General features: G+C 43.8%; 17 protein-coding genes and 1 riboswitch. Of the genes, 8 read left to right on the forward strand and 9 right to left on the reverse strand.

Features of this window, described 5'->3' with window-relative positions; genetic code table 11:
• The first annotated feature begins 15 nt into the window (after positions 1 to 15).
• Positions 16 to 2,769, forward strand: coding sequence for an alpha-mannosidase (locus QNH28_RS10840; RefSeq protein ID WP_283911361.1), 2,754 nt, complete (start codon positions 16 to 18; stop codon positions 2,767 to 2,769).
• Positions 2,770 to 2,865: 96 nt separating this feature from the next.
• Here QNH28_RS10840 and QNH28_RS10845 read toward each other — a convergent pair whose 3' ends face one another.
• Entirely contained in the window at positions 2,866 to 3,303 is a 438-nt protein-coding gene (locus QNH28_RS10845; RefSeq protein WP_283912115.1) for a MarR family transcriptional regulator, read from the reverse strand.
• Positions 3,304 to 3,532: 229 nt separating this feature from the next.
• On the opposite strand from QNH28_RS10845, the gene uvrA reads away from it, so the two are divergent.
• Complete coding sequence (uvrA, locus tag QNH28_RS10850; RefSeq protein ID WP_283911362.1) at positions 3,533 to 6,037, forward strand: excinuclease ABC subunit UvrA; 2,505 nt, start codon at positions 3,533 to 3,535, stop codon at positions 6,035 to 6,037.
• 248 nt (positions 6,038 to 6,285) lie between these two features.
• Positions 6,286 to 6,816: an HAD family hydrolase gene (locus QNH28_RS10855; protein WP_283911363.1), complete on the forward strand. Its 531-nt coding sequence runs from the start codon at positions 6,286 to 6,288 to the stop codon at positions 6,814 to 6,816.
• Between the two features lie 136 nt (positions 6,817 to 6,952).
• Here the strand turns inward: QNH28_RS10855 and QNH28_RS10860 are convergent, their stop codons facing one another.
• The 3 genes from QNH28_RS10860 to QNH28_RS10870 all read right to left on the reverse strand — a co-directional run bounded on the left by QNH28_RS10860 (position 6,953) and on the right by QNH28_RS10870 (position 9,032).
• Entirely contained in the window at positions 6,953 to 7,522 is a 570-nt protein-coding gene (locus tag QNH28_RS10860; RefSeq protein ID WP_283911364.1) for a YdeI/OmpD-associated family protein, read from the reverse strand.
• Between the two features lie 3 nt (positions 7,523 to 7,525).
• A complete protein-coding gene (locus QNH28_RS10865) occupies positions 7,526 to 8,041 on the reverse strand; it encodes a DinB family protein (protein ID WP_283912116.1) in 516 nt (171 codons plus the stop codon).
• A gap of 79 nt (positions 8,042 to 8,120) precedes the next feature.
• Positions 8,121 to 9,032: a helix-turn-helix transcriptional regulator gene (locus tag QNH28_RS10870; RefSeq protein WP_283911365.1), complete on the reverse strand. Its 912-nt coding sequence runs from the start codon at positions 9,030 to 9,032 to the stop codon at positions 8,121 to 8,123.
• A 146-nt stretch (positions 9,033 to 9,178) separates the two neighbouring features.
• Between QNH28_RS10870 and QNH28_RS10875 the strand changes: the two genes are divergently transcribed.
• Genes QNH28_RS10875 through QNH28_RS10890 form a run of 4 tightly spaced genes read left to right on the forward strand, consistent with a single transcriptional unit; the run spans position 9,179 to position 12,093 of the window.
• Positions 9,179 to 9,805 (forward strand): TetR/AcrR family transcriptional regulator, encoded by a 627-nt coding sequence (locus tag QNH28_RS10875; RefSeq protein WP_283911366.1) that lies wholly within the window; start codon positions 9,179 to 9,181, stop codon positions 9,803 to 9,805.
• 1 nt (position 9,806) lies between these two features.
• Complete coding sequence (locus QNH28_RS10880; protein WP_283911367.1) at positions 9,807 to 10,661, forward strand: ABC transporter ATP-binding protein; 855 nt, start codon at positions 9,807 to 9,809, stop codon at positions 10,659 to 10,661.
• Complete coding sequence (locus QNH28_RS10885; protein WP_283911368.1) at positions 10,658 to 11,371, forward strand: fluoroquinolone export ABC transporter permease subunit; 714 nt, start codon at positions 10,658 to 10,660, stop codon at positions 11,369 to 11,371. The genes QNH28_RS10880 and QNH28_RS10885 overlap by 4 nt, the downstream gene beginning before the upstream one ends.
• Complete coding sequence (locus tag QNH28_RS10890) at positions 11,368 to 12,093, forward strand: hypothetical protein (protein WP_283911369.1); 726 nt, start codon at positions 11,368 to 11,370, stop codon at positions 12,091 to 12,093. Before QNH28_RS10885 ends, QNH28_RS10890 begins: the two co-directional genes overlap by 4 nt.
• 1 nt (position 12,094) lies before the next feature.
• On the opposite strand, the gene QNH28_RS10895 is transcribed toward QNH28_RS10890, so the two are convergent.
• From QNH28_RS10895 to QNH28_RS10910, 4 genes are all read right to left on the reverse strand, one after another.
• On the reverse strand, positions 12,095 to 13,264 hold the full coding sequence (locus tag QNH28_RS10895; RefSeq protein WP_283911370.1) for a KamA family radical SAM protein: 1,170 nt from the start codon (positions 13,262 to 13,264) through the stop codon (positions 12,095 to 12,097).
• A 136-nt stretch (positions 13,265 to 13,400) separates the two neighbouring features.
• Positions 13,401 to 13,544: riboswitch (cyclic di-AMP (ydaO/yuaA leader) on the reverse strand.
• A gap of 48 nt (positions 13,545 to 13,592) precedes the next feature.
• The gene (locus QNH28_RS10900) at positions 13,593 to 15,260 is read right to left on the reverse strand and encodes an ABC transporter substrate-binding protein (protein WP_283911371.1); all 1,668 of its coding nucleotides are present in this window, start codon (positions 15,258 to 15,260) and stop codon (positions 13,593 to 13,595) included.
• A gap of 138 nt (positions 15,261 to 15,398) precedes the next feature.
• Positions 15,399 to 16,424, reverse strand: coding sequence for an ABC transporter substrate-binding protein (locus tag QNH28_RS10905; RefSeq protein ID WP_283911372.1), 1,026 nt, complete (start codon positions 16,422 to 16,424; stop codon positions 15,399 to 15,401).
• Between the two features lie 207 nt (positions 16,425 to 16,631).
• Complete coding sequence (locus QNH28_RS10910; protein ID WP_283911373.1) at positions 16,632 to 18,092, reverse strand: alpha-L-fucosidase; 1,461 nt, start codon at positions 18,090 to 18,092, stop codon at positions 16,632 to 16,634.
• Positions 18,093 to 18,211: 119 nt separating this feature from the next.
• Here QNH28_RS10910 and QNH28_RS10915 point away from each other — a divergent pair, with 119 nt between their 5' ends.
• Positions 18,212 to 19,042: an AraC family transcriptional regulator gene (locus tag QNH28_RS10915; protein WP_283911374.1), complete on the forward strand. Its 831-nt coding sequence runs from the start codon at positions 18,212 to 18,214 to the stop codon at positions 19,040 to 19,042.
• 62 nt (positions 19,043 to 19,104) lie between these two features.
• Here QNH28_RS10915 and lacZ read toward each other — a convergent pair whose 3' ends face one another.
• The gene (lacZ, locus tag QNH28_RS10920) at positions 19,105 to 22,218 is read right to left on the reverse strand and encodes a beta-galactosidase, LacZ type (RefSeq protein WP_283911375.1); all 3,114 of its coding nucleotides are present in this window, start codon (positions 22,216 to 22,218) and stop codon (positions 19,105 to 19,107) included.
• Between the last annotated feature and the right edge of the window lie 24 nt (positions 22,219 to 22,242).

Consider the following 22,242-nt stretch of genomic DNA (forward strand, 5'->3'; position numbering starts at 1 on the left):
AAGGAGGTCTTCACATTGGATCGTTCAGATAAATCTATTAAACCTCAGACTGCCCATATTATTTCTCATACTCACTGGGACCGGGAATGGTATCTTCCATATGAAAAGCATCATGTACGCCTTATTAAACTGGTCGATGAATTGCTGGATCGATTGGATGAGGATGGTGAATTTAAGAGTTTTTATCTTGACGGACAGACAATCATTCTGGAAGATTATCTTCAAGTTCGCCCCGAGAATCAAGATCGTCTACAAAAACATATTACGGAAGGTCGTCTACTGATTGGACCTTGGTATATTCTGCAAGATGCTTTCCTTACCAGCGGAGAGGCAAATGTACGTAATATGCAGATTGGTCATCAGGATTCGAAGCGGTACGGTGAACCTTCTAAGATCGGTTATTTTCCGGACACCTTTGGTCTAGTGGGTCAGACTCCACAATTAATGAAGCAATCTGGCATTGATAATGCCTTTTTCGGTAGAGGGGTAAAGCCGACTGGATTCAATAATACAGTATCGGACGGTGGATATGAATCTTCGTTCTCGGAGCTGATATGGGAAGGTCCGGATGGATCGAAAGTGCTTGGAATTCTATTTGCGAACTGGTATTCGAACGGAAACGAAGTGCCAGTGAATGAAGCAGAGGCAAAAGAATTCTGGGAAAAGAAGTTAGAAGATGCTCGGAAATTCGCCTCTACAGGTGAGCTACTCTTCATGAACGGTTGTGATCATCAGCCGGCTCAGCTGGATTTGCCTGAGGCTATCGAAACTGCGAAGCGGCTCTATCCAGATATGGAGTTTATTCATTCGAACTTCCCTGATTATCTTAAGGCTGTAGAGGACGTTATGGATCGCAACAGCTTGTCTACCGTAAAGGGTGAACTGCGGAGCCAGCATACCGACGGATGGGGGACGTTAGTGAATACCGCGTCTGCTCGTGTCTATTTGAAACAGATGAATCAGGAAGGGCAAGTCTTGCTGGAAAAGGTGGCCGAGCCACTCGCTTCATTCGCACATTTATTAGGCAATGATTACCCTCATCATCTGTTCACCTATGCCTGGAAGACGCTAATGCAGAATCATCCTCACGACAGCATTTGTGGCTGCAGCGTGGATGAGGTTCACCGCGAAATGGTAACCCGTTTTGATAAAAGCCGTCATGTAGCAGAGACCATTGTTGATGATAGTAAGCGCGTGATTGCTGAAGCTGTGGATACGTCCGGATTTACAGCTTATGGTGAAGAAGTGCTTCCGTTAGTAGTCATGAATACGACAGGTTGGAGTCGCACGGGTACAGTGAGCGTAGAAATTGATGCGGCACGTCTATATTTGCGAGAAGGCTTCTCTCTGGAAGAAACGGCTAGCCGTATGAAGGGGATTGACTTGAACGGTCGTGTACTAGTTGATGATCAAGGGAATTCCATTACATGCCAGATGAAGGATTTAGGTCTTCAATTTGGTTATGATTTACCTGATGATAAGTTCCGCCAGCCCTATATGTGTCGACGCGTAAGACTTACCTTTGAAGCTGCACAAGTTCCGGCGCTCGGTCTTCGTGCTTATGCGTGGGTTCGCCGTGCAAACGCAGGGTTGCCTACATCACCGGAATCTTTGCTTCAAGGCGATCGGGTGCTGGAAAATGAGGCCATCAAGGTAGTGATCCATGATAATGGTTCATTTACGCTTAGTGACAAAACCAGTGGCATGACCTACCGGGATCTTGGCGTGTATGAGAACACAGGTGACATCGGGAATGAATATATGTACAAACAGCCAGAAGCCGAACAAGCTTTAACGACCGAGGGACTACAGGCAAACATTTCTGTTCTGGAAAATACGCCTTATCGAGCATCTGTGGAAATTAAGCATGATTGGGAGATTCCAGCCTCAGCAGATGATAAGCTGGACGAGGAGCAGCGTGCTCTTGTGTACTACCCGGAGCGCAAAGCACAGCGCAGTAGTGACACAGTGATTCTTAAACTTCGTACCGTAATTAGCTTAGAGCGGGGTGGGAAGGGGCTGCATATCGAAACGACGATAGACAATAAAGCCAAAGATCACCGGATTCGTGCGTTGTTCCCGACAGATTTGAATGTCGCCACACATCGTGTGGATTCGATGTTCGAGGTTGCGGAGCGGAATATTGAGCCAGCTACAGAATGGATGAATCCGAGTAACACGCAGCATCAGCAGGCCTTTGTTGATGTCAGCAATGGAAAAGCAGGTCTAACCGTCGCTAACTTTGGTTTAAATGAATATGAAGTGTTGCGAGATGGTCGAAACACTATTGCGATTACACTGCTCCGTAGCGTGGGTGAATTGGGAGACTGGGGTCTGTTCCCAACTCCAGAAGCGCAGTGTCTGGGAGAACACGTTGTTCGAATGGAGCTCATCCCACACACGGGTGAAGGTATATCCTCAGGTGCTTTTGCTGAAGCTTACCAATTCCAGATTCCTTGGATCGTATGTCAGACTGATGTACATGAAGGAGCGATTGCTCCCGTGTATACTCCATTCGAATGGGAGAATCAGGAGCTCGCATTTTCCTCTCTAAAAATGAACGAGCAGACTGGAGATTTGCTGCTTCGCTGGTATAACATGAGTCAGCAGCGTACCGACCTGACCTTCCGTTCAACGATCCCGCAGCAGTATTTCTATAAGACAACAATCCTGGAAGAGGAGAGCCAGCCAATCTCTAGTGAGGATAAGGGTAGTGTGTCCTTACAGATCGGTCCATGCGAAATTGTAACGATGGGTATTCGGCAATAAAGCGAACATATAGTATCTTATAATTTGAAAAAGGACGAAATCCAATAGTCATTCGACTTATTGGATTTCGTCCTTTTATGTTTATAAATATGAGCTTCAAGAAGATGACTTACTGCGCGTTGAGGAACCGAGACGATCAATCTGCTCTTCTAAAACGTTGCTTGCTTTACCTAAAAATTGCGAAATGAGTGCAAGTTCTTCATCCGTATAGGAAGCAGCCAGTTTAACCATAGCGGTATGAAGCGGCTGGTAGGTGTCAATAACATCCTCTTTATTTTCATACAACGGGACAATAATCACTTTACGCCGATCATTAGGGTCATTTTGTCTGCGAACATATCCGTTTTTCTCGAGTCGATCTATTAATGCTGTAACGCTGCCTGTGGCAAGTCCAGTTAATTTGGACAGTTCTCCAGCAGTGATGGGTCCTTTTTCACGTAAAATATCCACGGATAAGAAATCATTATTGTATAACCCTAGAGAGGCGGCTACGTTCTGCTGATATACCACCGTTCGGGTTCCCAGACCACGCATGAGTAAGGTGAATTGTTCTTGCTCTGGTGTAGGTTGAGCTTGTTCTTGGCTTGACAAAGGATAACGCCCCTTTTAAAATCTGTATATCTCGTCAATCGAGATATTCGATTATGAAGTTATTAGAAAGTATGTTATTTTACAAGTACATTCTATCGAAATCAGTATGCTTTTGCAAAAAGAAAAGTAAAACGGCAGTATTGTGGTTGCTTTATTTGAGAGGGGAATCGTTGTGAAAGAAGCTATTGTTATTAAAGGTGCACGAGAGAACAATCTAAAGAATGTCTCGCTCACGATTCCAAAGTATAAGCTAGTTGTCCTGACGGGACCTTCGGGATCAGGGAAATCGACGTTAGCGATGGATACACTTCAGCGGGAATGCCAAAGACAGTATTTGGATTCCATGGGCATGACTTCAGATACGATCAGCAAACCAAAGGTCGAGTCCATTGTTGGACTATCTCCATCCATTAGTGTTGGACAGCATGTTACGAATCGTAATCCACGCTCGACAGTGGGGACGGTAACTGACATTTATACCTTTGTCCGGTTTATTTTTTCTAGATTAGGGGAGCGGATTTGCCCTTCCTGCAGTGGTAGCATACCACCTTCCTTTGAAGCGAGGGGTCTATTAATAGAGGAAGACGAGGAAATGGGTGATCCGTCGATGGGCTGTCCGCATTGCGGAGCTGAGCTTGAGAAACTTGGCATGTCACACTTTTCCTTCAATAAGCCGGAAGGGGCTTGTGAAGCTTGTGGTGGACTTGGGTCTGTGGCGACTATAAATGAAGCAGCGGTATTTAATCCTGAGCTTAGCATGAAAGAGGGGGGAGTAGCCTCACTGAATGGCGTTCATCGGGATATACAGATGCGGATATTAGTAGCGGCGGGAAAACATTTTGGATTTGAGTTTGACCCGGATCAACCGTTGAAGGATTATGGTGAAGTTCAGCGTGATCTGCTGTACTACGGCGTGGACAGTGAAGCGTTTAAACGTCATTTCCCTAATATTAAGCCGATCCAAGGGACTAAGTTTGAAGGCGTTATACCGGGTTTGTGGCGGCGTTATAAGGAGAAAGAAGGGGAGTCCGGTGGGCAGGAGAAAGACGGAGGTTTTTTTCATGAACAGCAATGCCGGGAATGTCTTGGCGCTCGTCTGAAAAAAGAAGTTCGTCTAGTGCAAGTAGCTGGTGCTTCGATAACGGAAGTATCAGATTGGTCATTAAGCGATGTATATGAGTGGACGAAAGGGCTGGAGGCGGCCTTGCCTGCCGAAGGACTTCATCTGCTAGAACCGATCCTTCATGATATGCCTACTAGACTAAAGCGGATTATCGATGTTGGCCTAGGTTATCTTTCCATGAACCGGCAGACAGTCTCTCTATCTGGTGGGGAAGCACAGCGCCTGCGTCTAGCATCACTTCTGGGTTCAGGTCTGACTGGTGTGTTATACATTCTGGATGAACCGACGACGGGTCTTCATCCTCGGGATACGGTGGGCCTCATTCGTGTGCTTCAGGAGCTGCGGGATCTGGGTAATACCGTGCTCGTTATTGAACATGATATTGAGATGATGCGTGCTGCGGATCATATTATTGATATGGGTCCGGGTGCTGGATTGCACGGTGGAACCGTTGTGGGTGAAGGTAGCTTGGAAGACTTGATGGCAAGTGAGCTTTCAGTTACTGGAGCCTATCTCAGAGAAGAGCGTCTTGAAGTTCCCACACGTGTTCGCCGGAAAGGGAACGGAAGGCAGATCACCATCCGGCAGGCACAGTACCGGAACATTGATATTCCGGAAGTCTCCATCCCTCTGGGCTGTCTTGTATCGGTAACAGGGGTTTCCGGTTCAGGGAAATCTACACTTATATTTGATATCCTTGCACAAGGTAGTACTAATGGACATGAACAAACAGGCTGTAAGGAGATTACGGGTCTAGATGAAGTCGGAAACATTGTGATCTTTGACCAATCACCCATGGGTAGAATGCAGCGTTCTAATGTAGCGACCTATACCGATGTATTTACACATCTGCGTCAGTTATTTGCGGCTTTGCCAGAGGCGAAGAAAAGAAAACTGACCTCCAAACATTTCTCCTTTAACACACCGGGTGGACGCTGCGAAACCTGTCAGGGACTTGGTGTATTGTCCGTAGACATGAACTTTCTGCCTGACTTAGAAGTGAAGTGTCACGCCTGCAAAGGAAGAAGATTTACGGATGAGGTCTTACAGGTGAAGTATGATGGCTTCTCTATTTCTGATCTGTTGGACATGTCTGTACAGGAAAGCTTACCGATTCTTAAGTCGGAGGCCAAAATGGCCGGTATTATTGAGACGTTATGTGAGGTGGGTCTTGGATACCTTAAATGGGGACAATCTGTCAAAACCTTATCAGGCGGCGAGGGACAACGGATTCGGCTGGCCAAAGAGCTGAGCAAACCATCTAAACATCACACACTCTATTTGCTCGATGAGCCAACGACAGGCCTTCATCCGTCAGACATCAAACAGCTCCATACGTTACTGAGCAAATTGGTGGATACGGGAAATACCGTCGTAGTCGTGGAGCACAGCTTAGAGCTGATTCGGGAATCCGACTGGGTGATCGACATCGGCCCTGAAGGAGGCACAGTTGGAGGTAAGCTTGTAGCTGAGGGCACACCGGAGCAGGTCGCTGAAGTACAGGAATCTTATACGGGTATGTTCTTGAAACGGATTCTGGCTGAGGGGCTTTAATCCACTTTTAATCAGATATCCATTTGGAAAATAGAGAGTGCGCCGAAGCCATACAATCCATGGCTTCGGCGCACTTTTTGTGTGTTCCGGCATATTCACTAAGCGTAAAAAATGAGCGCCAGAAGATGAAGGCATCTAAGCCTCTAAGAAATATGAATTGAATTTATTGCTGTCGTCATTGTAACATTAGGTTAAGCGCTCTATCATTGCAGCTCACCCATTAAATAAAGAGGACGGTTATTGAGAACATGGACCAGAAAAGGTTAATTATCTTTTTTGACAGTGGAGACACCATTGTTGATGAATCGACTGAGGTTAGGGATGTAGAAGGAATCGTACGGAGTGCGGATCTGATTCCGGGAGCAGATACCACAATTCAGACCCTGCATGAGAGAGGTTATACGCTTGCTCTGGTTGCAGACGGTGATACGCAATCCTTCAAAAATGTATTTAAGCAGCATGGGCTTAACGATTATTTCAGCGCTATGATCATTTCCGAGAATATAAAAGCAGTCAAGCCAAGCCCACGCATGTTCAAGGCAGCTATTGGCGCGCTTGATTTGTCTGAAGCGGATTTCTCCCGTACCGTTATGATTGGTAACAATCTTAGCCGTGACATGAAAGGGGCAAATGCGCTAGGCATCGCTAGCATTTTTCAGAGCTGGACGCCCCGTTATCCTCATGAACCGGCAGATGAGTCTGAGCGTCCGACGTATACAGTCAGTGAGCCGCTGCAATTGCTAGAGTTGATTGAAAGGCTGAACGCTGAGCTCAAGTAAGCTGGAAGTCGTTCATTATGTTATTTTTCCATATCTAAATACAAAAAGAGAAACCCAAGGTCATGAAAATGACTGGGTTTCTCATCTTTTTTAATCAATCTGCAAGAGTGACGAAGCAATCTCATGATCTGGTAGCTTAATAATCTAGAAGTCGTCCATGATCATGCCATTGACCGTACATTTTATTTTCTTTAGTGTTTGCTATGAATTTATCTAGTTTACTCTTAAATAATTCTGGTTGATGTTTATTGCTTTGAATTGTGTCGATCCGAACTCTTTTATAAAGAGCTGGAAAGGCTAAGAAATTCTCATATACCTGCTGTTCCTCTTTTAGCCTTTGTTCTATAACCCTATCGATTAAAAACGAATCAGGGTCCATATCAGGAAGTACCTTTCTTCCTTCATCACTCATTAATCCCAGCTTTTCGAGACGGCGGACACGTTCTTTATTCAATTCTGTCCAAGAGCTTCGTTTGCTTCTGGGAGACAGTCGCTGCGCCAGCTTCGTTTCAGAAACTTTCTTTTTCACTCCATCGATCCATCCAAAGCACAAACATTCCTCAACCATATCCAAATATAGCAATGTTTCTGGGTTTGGCGTCATACTTACGAGTACCCAACAAGATTGTTCATTCTTACAATTCTCCTGAAGCCAAGTTCTTAAATCTTCTCTCGATTTTACTGTAATTAGATTTTCAATCTGCATAAATTAATTAGCTTCCGCAGGCACTTGATACCAAAAAAAGGAATAGTCATTCATGGTGGAAGCGTGTCCTAACTGACGTAACATAGTAGATATATTACCTCTATGATAAGTCCCGTGATTGGCGGCATGCAGCACAATTTCTGATAGGCGTGTTTGGCGGATGCCAGCGAATGGATTATCAAGTAGAATAGTCTGCTCCAAATTGGTTTGGTTTTGTAACCATTCTTTGTATTGTTCCGATAGCAGTGCAAAAATATTAGCGTATTCATCCACAGAATCTAGAATGTTCTTTTGGAGCGGTATACAGGCTTGAAACGCCTCTGGCATACCAGTACCTGTTAAGACCAGATACCACATCTTATCCACCGCATAGATATGACTAAGGGCATGGGCTATGGTGGGGAAAGAGCTGTTCACTTCTTGGCTTAGGACAGAGGGAGAGAGTTCCTTGATTCTCCCCAAGATCGTTTGGTTCGCCCAAATGTGGTAATTAAACATTTCTGCTGGATGATTGGTCATTGTATGATCTCCTTTTGCGTGGTGATAGATTTTTTTGTAGCTGTTGTTAATATAAAAGAAGAAGTATGACAACAGACTGTCATACTTCTTCATAAAGATTTAGGGTATTTTGTAGCTGCTCTTTTATGATACCTCGCAGTGCAAGAGGCTCTAGGACTTCGGCGCCGCTGCCCAAACTCAGCAGAATTGACAAAAGCCAGCGGGCTTCCAATGGTTTATACACAGGAATTCGCATTGTCATGCTCCCATCGGTATGAAATTCCTTGTCCATCTGGTTAAAGTGATCCAACGCTTCTGCCAAAGCCTCAGGTCCCACCCGGATTACTACCTCCTCAACCTGATCTACCCTGTTTGAATAATCAGCCTCGATGGGTACCTCATGTTGTGATGGAAAGGTATCTTGAGTCAGAATTAAGTTCATCATTCGGGATAGCCGGAACTCTCGATAATCCTGGCGTTCCCGGCAATAACCATAGATGTACCAGTTGCTATATTTAAAATGAAGCTTTACTGGTTCTATATCACGGGTTGTACGTTTGTTTTTTGCATTGATGTAATCAAAGCGGACGATATTTCGTTCCGTAATAGCCGTACGTAAAAGAGAAAGTGCGTCGGGATCCATACGGCGAGTTTCAAAGTCTACCGCTAGACTAGAAGTTTGTTGTTCCGTTCCAATCGTTTGCAGCCGTTCAATGGTTCCTTGTGCATGCTCGTCTTCAAACACGGAAGAGAGGCTGTTCAGCACGGTAATCAAAGAAGTGACATCATACGAACGGAGCAGGCTTTTATCCATTTTATATCCGTCCATGATGCCATATCCACCTTTAGTTCCCTGATACGATACGACCGGGATGCCGGCGGCACAAATGACATCGATATCCCTATAGATAGTTCTCTGGGATACCTGAAACTCTTCAGCCAGCTTGGAGGCAGATAAAACTTCGTGGTTCAACAGCTTGTAGATCATAGAAATCAATCGTTCCAATTTCATTTGTGTATTCCCACCCATTAGTCCATTTCGTGTTACTGCATGATTATAGCATAAAGAAAAATATTGACAAAATATGGATGTATGGGTTAACTTGTGAATATAAAATAAAATCATTCATAAAACCACGAAAAAGAGAGTTGACTTATATGCCCAAGAAATTCACGGAACAAGAAAAAGAATGGATAAAACATAAATTGTTAACAGAAGGACGCCGCTGTTTTGAAATACATGGCATTAAAAAAACTAGTGTTGAAGAATTAACGAAAGCTGCCGGGATTGCGCAAGGTTCGTTTTACATGTTCTTTGGATCAAAAGAGGAATTGTTCTATCACATATTACTTGAAGAGGAACAACGAATTCGTAGTACCATGTTCGATTCATTTAGCGTAGGCGTACCTGTAAGCAAGGAAGAGATCAGACTATTTTTACTGAAATCTTTCCGCATGATGGAAGAGAGTCCGATCGTACGCCAGATGTTCGTAAGAAGCGAAATGGAGCAGCTATTAAGAAAGCTACCTAATGAATTATTGGAACAAAATTTTACAGAGGATAAAGACTTTTTTATTCCTTTCATAAAGTCATGGCAAGCCGAAGGTATTATGGTTGGGGTTGATCCGGAATTAATCGTGAGCATGATTCGCTCTGTAGTCCTTTTAACTTTGCATAAAGAAGAGATCGGTGATGACCGATATCAGGCAACTATAGAGCTATTGATTGGGGTTCTGGCTGAAGGGATGACTTCTTTAAAAGATAATAAGACTGGGGGAGAATGAAATGATCGAAGTGAAGGAGCTTCATTTTACCTACCCAAAAATAAAAGAGCCGACCCTTAGTGGGCTTAATTTTTCCATTCCTCAAGGAGAAGTGTTTGGTTTTCTCGGTCCTTCGGGAGCGGGTAAAAGCACAACTCAAAAAATTCTAATTGGAGTCTTAAAAAATTATCTCGGCAGCGTTAAAGTAATGGGCAAGGAAATAAGAAATACCGGATCGGAGTATTTTGAGCGAATAGGGGTAGCTTTTGAGTTTCCAAATTTCTATTCGAAGTTTACAGCGCTGGAAAATTTGCAGCTATTTCGGTCTCTGTATTCAGGGAGAACAGCGGAACCGAGGTTTCTCTTGGAGCAAGTAAATCTCGCAGAAGCGGCTAACATGAAGGTCTCCCAGCTATCCAAGGGGATGAAGATGAGACTGAATTTCTGCAGATCACTCTTAAATGACCCACAAATTCTATTTCTGGATGAACCTACTTCCGGGCTCGATCCCGTCAATGCCAAAAGAATGAAGGATTTAATTCTGGAAAAGAAGGCATCTGGGACAACAGTAATTATAACAACACACAATATGCAAGCCGCTGAGGAGCTCTGTGACAGGGTCGCTTTTATTGTAGACGGGCAGATTAAGTTGATTGATTCTCCTCGTGAGCTTAAGCTTCTTAATGGAAAAAAACGAGTGCGGCTGGAATATCGCCATCATAATGAAGTTAGAAATGAGGAATTCTCACTTGATGATATAGGGGAGAACGAATATTTCTTAAAGCTTGTTCGTGAGCATCCAATAGAAACCATTCATTCGCTGGAGGCGTCTTTGGAACAAATCTTTATTGACGTAACTGGGAGGCAGTTAACATGAGATTCAGATCTGCGTTTGCCTTTGACATCCGGTTTCAATGGCGGCATGGGTTTTATTGGATCTACATTATTATCTGTACGTTCTATTTGGTATTGCTGCATCTTATTCCTGATCATTATCGGGAACAAACGATGCTGTTATTGACCTTTAGTGATCCGAGTGCTTTGGGGCTTATTCTCGCAGGGGGGATTGTTCTGCTAGAAAGAGATCAGGGTATCCATGATCCTTTATTCGTTACTCCGATTCGTATTAGGGAATATTTACTTTCAAAAGCTGGCTCATTTTCTGTACTGTCCCTGTTAGCCGCATGGGTTATTCATGTAGTAGCGAGCGGAATTCCGCAATCGCCGATGGGCTTTTCTATTGGAATCATTCTAACATCTAGCTTTATGACGCTATTGTCGATAGGAGTTGTGGCTCGTTGCCGAACAATTAATGGATTCATTCTACTCTCGCAAGTATTCGTATTACCTTTTATACTGCCATTGCTTGGTTACTTTAAGGTGTGGAACTCCAAGCTTTTTCTCTTGTTTCCTACAGAAGGAACACTTAGATTGTTGAGTTCGGGCACCTCATCTTTGTCATTTGGCAATTACATGTATTCCATATCGATATTACTGCTTTGGAATGTAGTGATATACGTATGGGCAAAAAAGTCCTTCGTGCAACATGTAATGATGCGCATAGGTAAGGGAGGAGGCGGGAGATGAAGAAGTATCATACGCTTTTTATAAGCGATATCCGGCATGCTGGGTTGGATCCGGTGCTTATGGTCGGCATCTTTGCTCCTTTAGCGCTTCTAGTGGTCTCAAGGTTTGGATTTCCAATGATTGCCGATTGGCTGACGAATGGTTATGCTTTCGATTTATATAAATATAGTAGCTTTGCTGCGATTTTTTTAGGCGTGACCTTTCCTATGCTAACCGGTATGATGACAGGTCTTTTAATGCTTGATGAACGAGATGAGAATGTCATCTCTTATTATGCGGTTACGCCATTAATGCGCAGAGGATACATGGTGTATCGACTATTCCTTCCATCTGTACTCTGTACACTTCTTTCATCGCTATATTTTATAGTTTCCGGCTTATCTAGCTTTCAATTAGAGCATATATACATTCTTTTATTATTAGCCATTGAAGCACCTTGCTTTGCTCTATTTCTTGCTTCATTCGCTGCAAATAAGGTAGAGGGCTTAGCTTTATCCAAGATAGGTGGTTTGTTTATAGCAGGGCCAATCGTAGCTTATTTTGTTCCATCACCATGGCAATTTACCGGTGCGTGGATTCCTACGTATTGGCCTGCTAAGTTATTTTTTGTTATAAATGCGGCTAGTAGTTTTAGTGTGCTTGCATACTTTATGGTGGGGCTTTTATTTCATTTGAGTCTTCTGAGTATCATGGTCAGGATTTTTATTAAAAGAGTTGATTGAATTATTTACAGATCAGATCCGCAGACTTGTCTGATAACTCATTAACAGAAATAATGGCATCGTTCTTTTTCACAGGTGGGGTCCAATATTCCTCATTCCCAGGCAGGTCATCGAACCATTCTGCTTCCTTAGGGCAATCTAGAATCATAAACTTTCCGTATTCCTGATCTCTGGATTGATGGTATTTGAGATAGGCTTTTCCGTTATTAATTGCGAGAATTTCTATCTTTCCGGAGGTGTGTGACATGGATAAGCGTACTCTTTTGCCGAGTCCTGAGGTTCTGGCTTTGGCTTCTTCTACAATTTGATAGACCTGTTCAAGAGGCAATACAAAATCTCGATTTCCGGCAACTGGACGATTCACGAAAAAGTAGTAAGGGGTAACGCCAGCCCAAGAGAGTCGGTCTAGTAATTCTCCCAATATAACGGGATCATCGTTGATGCCTTTAAGGACTGGGGTCTGATTTACGACAATTGCCCCAGCGTTGTGGAGGGCTTTAAATGCTTTTTTGGCTTCAGGTGTGATTTCACGAGGATGATTGATATGCGCCATAACATAGATTCGCTTGTCTTCGGTAGAGTAAGTGCGAATCAGCTCCAGCAGTGCTTCGTCTTCAGAGATCCGCATCGGATTAAACACGGGAATCTTCGAGCCTAATCTGATAATCTTGACATGCTCAATGCTTCTCAATTTTTCAATAATGGATCTTAGCTTAGGTGTGGATAGAATTAAACTATCACCGCCGGTAAGAAGAACGTTGTTAATCTCAGGGTGGTTCGCAATATACTCCAGCCCCGGAGAGACATCAGACATGGCTTCCTTCACGTCATTTCGGAACAGTCGTTTACGGAAGCAGTAGCGGCAATAGGCTCCGCAGACCTCGGATACAATCAGTAATGCTATTGTTTGATACTTGTGCTGACAACCCGGTACAACATAATTGGTGTCTTCATCTGAGGCATCCCAGCGTCCATATTCCAGCAGTTCACCTTCGTTAGGGATAACCAGCTTACGAATGGGATCATCTGGATCGTCCCAGTTGATCAAAGACAGATAGTAGTCATTCACACGAAAAACAAATTTGTCGGTAATTTCTTTCTGATTCTCTTTTTCCAGCTCAGACAACATAGCGATTTTGTTAATATCCGTGAAGTATTTTACCTTTTGCACTTACATCTCTCCTTTGTCCCTTTGTGTGAGAAAAGAGGGAGCCTTAGTGTCAAAGGCCAATCTACTGCCAGCAGGGTCCAAAAAACACAAAAAGAGACCCTTAGCAAGGGTCTCTGGTTATGTAAATAACAGGAAAAGCAGACCCATCCACTGCTGACGAGGTTAGCTGACGGACTCGGGTAAGATGGTACCCTACATTCAAATGCTCAATGATTCGCCCCAATTAACTGGTTCCCCCGCTTTTCAACTGTAAAAGTTGGAAATTAAGCGTAGATAAAGTATACCCTATGAAGTTTTAAAAAGTCAAAAGAGAATCCTAGACCCAGCTTCAGGTGCTAGTGGAACTTCCTCCTAGCAGTTTAGGCAATAATGTTAGTAGCTTCTCCCGAGTTAATGCGTCACTAGAGTTCCATTTACTACCGTCGAGCAGATACACCTGTCCGTGACGTACTGCCGGGAGACTTCTCCAAAGTGAGCTGTCTAGAAGCTGCTCCATAGCGGCTCGAGAGTTTTGCTCTTCGGGGATGAGCATAAAGATATGATCTCCGGCGTAGGCAGGAAGCCGCACGGGATCAACTTCGGCGAATCCTAATCCTTCATCTAATATAGCTTGGATGTCCTCGGTCGGTTGTAGACCACACGGAGCATAAAGTGCACTGGAGAATCCGGACATTCCCATAGCATACAGATGATTTCCATGGTCATAGACCAAAGCAGAGGCGGTCTCTCCAGCTTGGAGACTAGTCCCGTAAAGCTGCTGCCACATGGCAGCGTTTTTGATTGTAAATGACTCTAGCCACGCTTCGGCTTCGTGTTGTTTACCGAGCCAACTACCGAGTATCCGCATTCGACTTTCGAGTGGTGCAAAGGAATCAAAGGTGACTGTCGGAGCGATGCTGGAAACAGCTCTGTAGGCTCTTTCATCACTATTGGCCATAATGATCAAATCTGGATTTAGTGAAGCGGTCAACTGCGGGTCCAGCGGAAAACCAACATTGGCGAGCTTCTTAAGCCGATGTTTATAGACGCTGTTCCGTGCGAACGCTTCATCTCCTCCGATGGGCTTCACGCCTAGCGCGAGAAGATCACCAAGTGTCTCCCCATGATAGACAATACGTCTCGCTCGCTCTGGAATCTCCACCTCATGGCCTGTCCAATCTTTTACAGTGAGCTTACGACCTCGCTGATGCGCATATTGTCCGGGGGTAACTCCGGTTTTTTGCCGAAAGCGGCGGCTGAAATAATATTCATCGGAAAAACCGACCAGTCGGGCAATTTCCCGCAGCGGTTCAGTCGACTCCAAGAGGAAGCGCTTGGAATGACTAATGCGCAGATCGGTCAGGTACTCAAGGGGCTTTTTGCCGGTAAGCTGTTGAAAGATCGGTGTATACTGCCAGAACGATATCCCCGCCAGCTCAGCCAACTGCTTCACGGTGATACTCTCTGTATAATGCTCCTCTATGAATTGTATAGTCATTTCTACGGATTCTGTGGGACTTGGCAGGTGCTTGGAAGGATAATTATGCTCAAAAAATAGCAGCATCAATTCTTGGAATTTCAATTGTCGCTTGAATTGCTGTACATCATCGGAGCTATTCTTGTTCATAAGTAGATCTTCCACAAGGCGGATTACTTTGGTAAACGGATGGACAATTAATTCGCGTCTGCCTGAAAGTAGTTCACCAGAATAACGTTCCGGCTGCACTTTTGTATAAATTGCTGTAAAAGTGATGAGATAATAATACATGGTCATTTCCTGATTGCTCGTACTATAGGAGATTCCGGGAGCTAGTAGATAACATTTATCTGAAATCAGCGTCACGCTCTGATCATCGAGGTTCAGGTGCCCGTTCCCCCCAGTAAAAACGAGAAGGGTATAGTCATGAGTTGTACGTGATACAGAGCTTGAATCGGCAGCTTGAAGTATCAGTTCGGCATCGATCAGCTGAAACAGCAGAGAGTGGAGCGGGGGGCAGGATAGTGAAGTTTGCAGCATAGTTCAGCCTCCGTCTTTTGGTGAGAATGATTATCAATGAATTTATTGTATATAAAACAAAGAAGCATATCAACAACTGTTGATATGCTTCTTGCAGTTTTCTATCAGCCGTGTGCTAAACACTCGAATCATGGAGGGTTATTTCATTTTTAATAGCTGAGGAATTTCTCCGAGCAGCCAATCTCTCGTTGTTGCATCACTGGAGGTCTTCATGATGTCTTGTGTATAGACATATTCGTTCTTGACGGCGGGCAGGCTTTTCCAGATAGGACTTTTTAATAGATTTTCTGTGGATTGTTTTGCTTCATCCGCGACTGGAGTCAAGAGGAATATCCGGTCTCCGGCATATTCTTTCAGGACTTCCATAGATACTTCCTGGAAGCCTTTACCTTCATCCAGTACCTTCTGAATAGCTGGAGTTGGCTTGAAGCCTTTCTCCCCATAAAGGACCTGTGAAAGTCCGGTCGCCGCCATTATAAACAGTCTGTCTCCTGGATAATAAGTGAAGACCGCAGCTGTTTCACCTTCTTGCATACCAGCGGACTTCAATTGTTTCCACATGGCCTCTTCAGCGGTTTTATACTGGGCTAGCCATGCTTCTGCTTCTGTTGTTTTACCAAGAATTCCACCAATGTCCAGCATTCGTTCTTGTAATGGGGCAAAGGTATCAAAAATGATTGTAGGTGCGATTTTGGACAGCTGCTCAAAATCAGTTTCATCTGTGCCCGCATAAATAATCAAATCAGGTTGAAGTTCCAGCGTCTTTTCCAGATTGATAGGGAACCCTACATCCTCGACACCTTGAAGCTGATCTTCAAAAACCTGACCCTCACCCATGGAAAGTGGATATCCTACCGCTTGCACACCAAGAGCGAGTAGATCACCATAGGTTTCTCCTGAATAAATCACGCGCTTAGGGTTAACAGGAATTTCTACGGTATGACCTATGTAATCCGTGTAGGAGCGAGTAGTTGCCGCAGTTTCATTAGTGTCCTTGTCGGATGTTTCTGGAGAAGGTGCAGTGGTAGCTGAAGTATTATTTCCGGCTGCGTGAGACGCATTGTTCTTGGCTGGTTGTTCTTCCGAGTTTCCGCACGCGAGTAGTAATGTAGTCATCAGTAAGAGTACACATAACACGGCGAACGGTTGTCTTACCTTATTCATATAATATTGCCTCCCTAAAATATGTAGCGATCACCAATAATGATAATCATTCTCGATGAAAACTATCATAATTTAAAGTCTTCTTTTACTCAATGGACAAAACACATTATGGCTATTTGATTTGTACAAGCCTATTGTTCTGACGTGGCTCAAAAAGTCCTAATGTAGAGTAACTACAATAGGACTGCTGAGCAAACACTTTTTGTCTTAATCCAATTCAATTCGCAGAACAACCGGAGTCTCACTGCGTACGGAGGTTGTTTTTATAACCAAGGCTTCCTCCGTTCTGTCCCAAGTAGGCCGTTCATCAAAGCCTAAGATATGGATATCTTTTATCATCCCATGGAAGTGAACGGACTTTTCTTTAAGAGATTGGATATGAACGATCCCATTCTCTGGATATACAAGAACGGTAGCGTAAAGATAACTGCCTTTCACCGTAAAGCGGATATCTTCACTTGTGAAGTTTTTTGTGGTTCCATCCGTGAATTGACCTTCGATGATCTTCGTAGGACCTTCACCGAAGATGCGCCAGTAAGTCGTGTCATAGATCGCTTCACCATTCACCTTTAGCCAATCTCCGATGCCAAGCAGAATCTCCCGATCCTCTGCGGGAATGCTGCCATCCGCTTTAGGACCTATATTCAGCAGCAAGCTGCCATTTTTACTTACGATATCTACTAGATCTCTGATGATTTCTTCAGTAGATTTATAGTCATTATCCGCTGTATAACACCATGAATTTTTGGCTACTGCTGTATCCGTCTGCCAGAAATAAGGCTTAAGCTCAGCAAAATGACCTCGCTCAATATCCGGGATCGCTGAGCCAAACATAAATGCATCATGCTTATAATTAATTGCAACCGGAGTTCCCCATTCCTCTCCTTTATTGTAATAGTAAGCGGCGAACTTTTTGAGATAGGGTTTGAAGGCGGCTGTATGAATCCACCAATCAAAGTAAAAGACCTTCGGCTGATAATTGTCCACCAGCTCACAGCAGCGAATTAACCAATCCTCCAGAAATTCTTGATTGGGCGGGGAGCCGAATAAATCTTGATGGTCTGGTTCGGGCATAGCTGGCCAATAGAAATCACCACATACAAGCGGTTCCTGGATATCGGAATCAAATTCCTTGCCATGAGACAGAAAGAACCAGTGCTCAGCTCTATGGGAAGATACACAAAACTCTAATCCCTGCTGCTCAAAGGCGCTTTTCATTTCACCCACTAAATCCCGCATAGGACCCATTTCATATGTGTTATAGTTGGAGTAAGCGCTTTTATACATTTGCAAGCCGTCATGATGCTCTGCGACTGGCATTACGTATTTGGCACCAGATAATTTGAAGAGATTAGCCCATTCCTCAGCGTTGAAGTGGTCGGCCTTGAACAAAGGAATAAAATCCTTATACCCAAAAGCTTTATGCTCTCCATAAGTAGCAAGGTGGTGCTCATATTCCCGTGATCCCTGGATATACATATTTCGGGGATACCATTCATTGGCGAAGGCCGGAATAGAATAAAGACCCCAATGAATGAAAATACCAAACTTGGCTTGCTGATACCACGCAGGTACTTGAAATTGACTTAGAGAATCCCATTCGGCTTTGAATCTTCCATTCGAGATTGTATCTTCGATTACTTTTAAATAATTGCTTTTATCCATCATTTTGTGCTCATCCTTTCAACGTTTATTTCTTCTTCATTGTAGGGTTTGGATGGGGGAATCAAAATGTAGGACATTAACTTTTAGATGTACAAAACTAACCTAATAAGGCGGAATAAGGGATGGGTAACCAGGCTTTGCTTACAAATTATTTATCCAATTTAAAGGTTGATTTATTTATGGCTGACTACAATCTTTGTGGCCTAGACTGGAGAGATATTGACTATACCCCTGACTATAGTAAATTTTATTTTATTTGCGCGGGGGAGGGCTGGTTAAAAATTGGGGATCAAGAATATTATCCTAAGCCTGGTCAGCTTTTTTTGATGCCTGAGGGAGTTAAGCAATCTTATTCTTGTATAAGTGATCAACCCTTTGAGAAGTATTGGTGCCATTTCAGTGCAAAAGTCGGAGACCTTAATCTGTTCAAAATGATTGAGTTAAGCCATGTATGTAGAGATATAGATCATCAAGTAATCCAAGAGATATTCAGCAGCCTGACAAGTCATATGAAGTCTGATGCTGTGTATGCACAATTGTTAGCCAAAAGTAAGTTAATGGAGTTATTTTCTTATTTTATTATGAATACCGATGTAGACGATATTATCTTTAGGAATTTGGCCTCTGTTGAAAAATTAACAAAAATCTTAGCATACATTGATGCCCATATCGAGCAGAATCTCACCATACATGAGCTAGCGGAGATGGCTTATATGCATCCCAACTATTTTATTCGTCTATTTAAACAGCAAATCGGAGTTCCTCCCATTCAGTATATCACCAGAAAAAAGATTGCTAAGGCCAAGGAGCTACTGAGGAGCACACAAAGCACTGTCGGAGAAATTGCACAGGATCTCGGGTTTAGTGATCTCTATTATTTCTCCAAACAATTCAAGAAAAATGTAGGGCTGAGCCCTTCGGAGTTCAGACAAGGAATGTTAGCCCTGAAATAAATAGAAAAAGGCCGTCCTGTTTGGTAGAATCCAACCAGGACGGCCTTTTTTAATCGATGAAATTAGAGTGGAGAAAGGGTGAAGCGGAAGGCATATGGGCGATTAGCCGGCAGAGTGAACTCTTCGTGTGTTGGTGCACCCCAGCTGTCGTCACCGCCAACTCCCATTTGCTTGTAGTTGACTCTCAGTACACTTTTGTTCGAGACTGGCAATTTATATACGTGATCATGTGTTTCCAATTCCTCGGGTTTCCAAGGCAGAGCATTAATCTCCATAGGGATTGCACTATCAAAATAGAGTCCTGTTCCATCATTGCCCTCTGTAATTGAAGCAAATCTGACGTCAGTCTTGTTGCCGCACTCCTGCGGTCTAAGATAAGGGGTGAACTGGTCACTGACTTTGCCAGTATAGCGCCCAAGTGGTGCTCCGGTCTGTCTATCCCAATAATTCTCATGGGGTCCGCGGCCGTACCATGAAAGAGTATCGAGTCTTCCGTCAAGCACGAACATCATTCCGAACTCAGGAATTTCTGGGAGGTCGCTACTACCCGGATTCAGTTCTTGCAGGATCTCTAAAGACCCGTCAGGGCGAATTTCATATTGAACCAGAAGGGTGGAGTACGGATTCGTTGGCAGAAGGTAAGTAGTGGAAACGAAACAGAGATTCCCTTCGGTTCTATATACCATGCTCACCAGATTCCGCTCATTAGAAGCTTGCTTCCACACTGCACAGCGCTTTTGCAATCCATTGCCAAGATCATTATCCGTGACCGCTCTCCAGAAGTTAGGTCTTACGGGCTCAAGCAGATGTTCTTTACCTGAAGCATTGTATGAGCATAGCTCACCTGTTGTCGTATTAAAGGTCAGAATGAAATTCCCACCTTGTACGCTCAATGTATCTTCATGTTCCTGCACATGTAAAGTCCCATCTGTTGTCTTAGGAGCCATTGTTACGATACGTGGGGACAGAATGAACTGTTCCCAAGCGATTTCGTGGTTAGCATCAGCCCAAGAAGTTGCAGAACGCTGAATGAAGGAGAGATTCAGAATAGCTTCGTGATCGCCTCTATGTGAAATCAGTTCATAAGGGATAGTGCATTCAACGATTTCTCCTGGTGCAGCAGAGATTTGCATTATGCCGTCTTGAGCTGTTACTCCGTCTAAAGTTACCTCCCATTTAAGTTCGTACTGTTCAATGTCGGTAAATAAAAAGTTATTGCGAATCTGAAAGAGACCTTCACGGATATTTAAAGCAGTCACTTTAATATTTTGATAGCATTTTTTGACCTCAAATAGCTTTGGAGTAACCGAACGATCGGCAAAAAGTAATCCGTTACCGCTAAAGTTTCCATCATGAGGTGACTCGCCGAAGTCTCCGCCATATGCAAGATATGGGGTACCTTCAGACGTTTTGGTTGAGATGGCCTGATCCACCCAATCCCAAATAAATGCCCCTTGAAAAATATCGTACTTGTCAAACATGTCCGTGTATAAGTGTAGTCCACCACAGGAGTTCCCCATAGCATGGCTGTATTCGCAGATGATATAAGGCTTCTGAGGATGACCCAGTGCATACTTTTCAATATCATGCGGTTTAGCATACATGGTCGACTCTATATCACTAGCTGCTTCTGACTCTCTGCAATGAAAGATCCCTTCATAATGAACAGGTCTTGATGGATCGGTTTCTCTGAGATAGTCATGCATGGCGATGAAATTATCGCCGCCGTAGGATTCATTCCCCAGCGACCAGATGATAACCGAAGGATGGTTCTTATCTCTTTGCATCATGGAGTTGCAACGGTCAATCACATTGGCCCGCCATTCCGGTTTGCTTGCAGGTACATTTCCCTCATGTATTCCTTGTTGCCCATACTGCCAAGTGCCGTGCGTTTCCAGATTGGTTTCATCGATTACATAAAGACCGTATTCATCGCAAAGTTCGTACCAAACGGACTGATTTGGGTAGTGGGAGGTCCGAACAGCATTAATATTATGTGTTTTCATCAGTTTAATATCTCGGATCATGTCGTCTTTGGATAGCGCACGTCCTGTGTCACAAGAGAACTCGTGCCGGTTAACGCCTTTAAGTACGATTCTTTTGCCGTTGATCTTCATAAGTCCGTCTTTGATCTCAAAGGTGCGAAACCCAACCTTACAGCTGACCGTTTCAGTAGTGTTCCCTTTATCGTCAATCATGGAGAGAACCAATGTATAAAGATACGGTGTCTCAGCACTCCACTTATAGGGCTCTTCTACATGCTCAGAAAGCTTGAAATGCTGAACGCCCTCTTGATCAAAGGAAGTAAGTGTAGATATTGGAGCGTCCCATACAGGCTGATCCTCTTTATTGTATAGCTGCATTTGCAGTGTATAAGGGTTTAGCTTCTCGTTAAAATAATTCTCCACTTTGATGTCTACGTTTAAATTCGCATGTACGAAATTTTCATCAAGCTCGGTTTGAACGAAAAAATCAGCAACATGAACGGAAGGGGCTGTGTACAGATAAACCTCCCGAAAAATACCGCTAAGCCGCCAAAAATCTTGATCCTCCAGCCAACTGGCATCACACCAACGATAGACCTCAACAGCTAGTTTATTATCACCAGCAATTAAATAAGGGGTAATATCGAACTCCGAAGGTGTAAAGGTGTCTTCACAGTATCCGACCCGTTCACCGTTTACCCACACATAGAAAGCGGATTCAACCCCCTGAAAGCTAAGATACACGGGTTGACCGTTCCAGGTCTCAGGTACAGTAAAGGTTCGGATGTACGAGCCTACGGGATTATATTTTGTCGGAGCAAAGGGTGGCTTGAGATCGGGCTCGGATTCCGCCCAAGGATATCTTACATTCGTATATTGCGGGTAATCATAGCCATGGAATTGCCAATGAGAAGGTACAGGAATCGTAGCCCAAGTGCTGCAATCGAAATCAGCTTTATAGAAATCCACGACCCGTAGATCCGGCGTTTCGGAAAAGGAAAAATTCCAAATACCATTAAGCGTTTTGTAGTATCGCGAGGTTTCTTTATCGCTTACCAGGGCTTGGGATAGATTGCTATAAGGAATAATGGAAGCATGAGCCTCCAATCGATTCAGTTCGAATATTTCCGGATTATTATTCCATTCTGGATAACCGTTTGCAGGAGGTTGATAAACAAATTTTGCTCGCATGAGTAAATCTCCTTTATAATAGTG

The sequence above is a fragment of the Paenibacillus sp. G2S3 genome (assembly GCF_030123105.1).
Lineage (GTDB): Bacteria > Bacillota > Bacilli > Paenibacillales > Paenibacillaceae > Paenibacillus_AQ.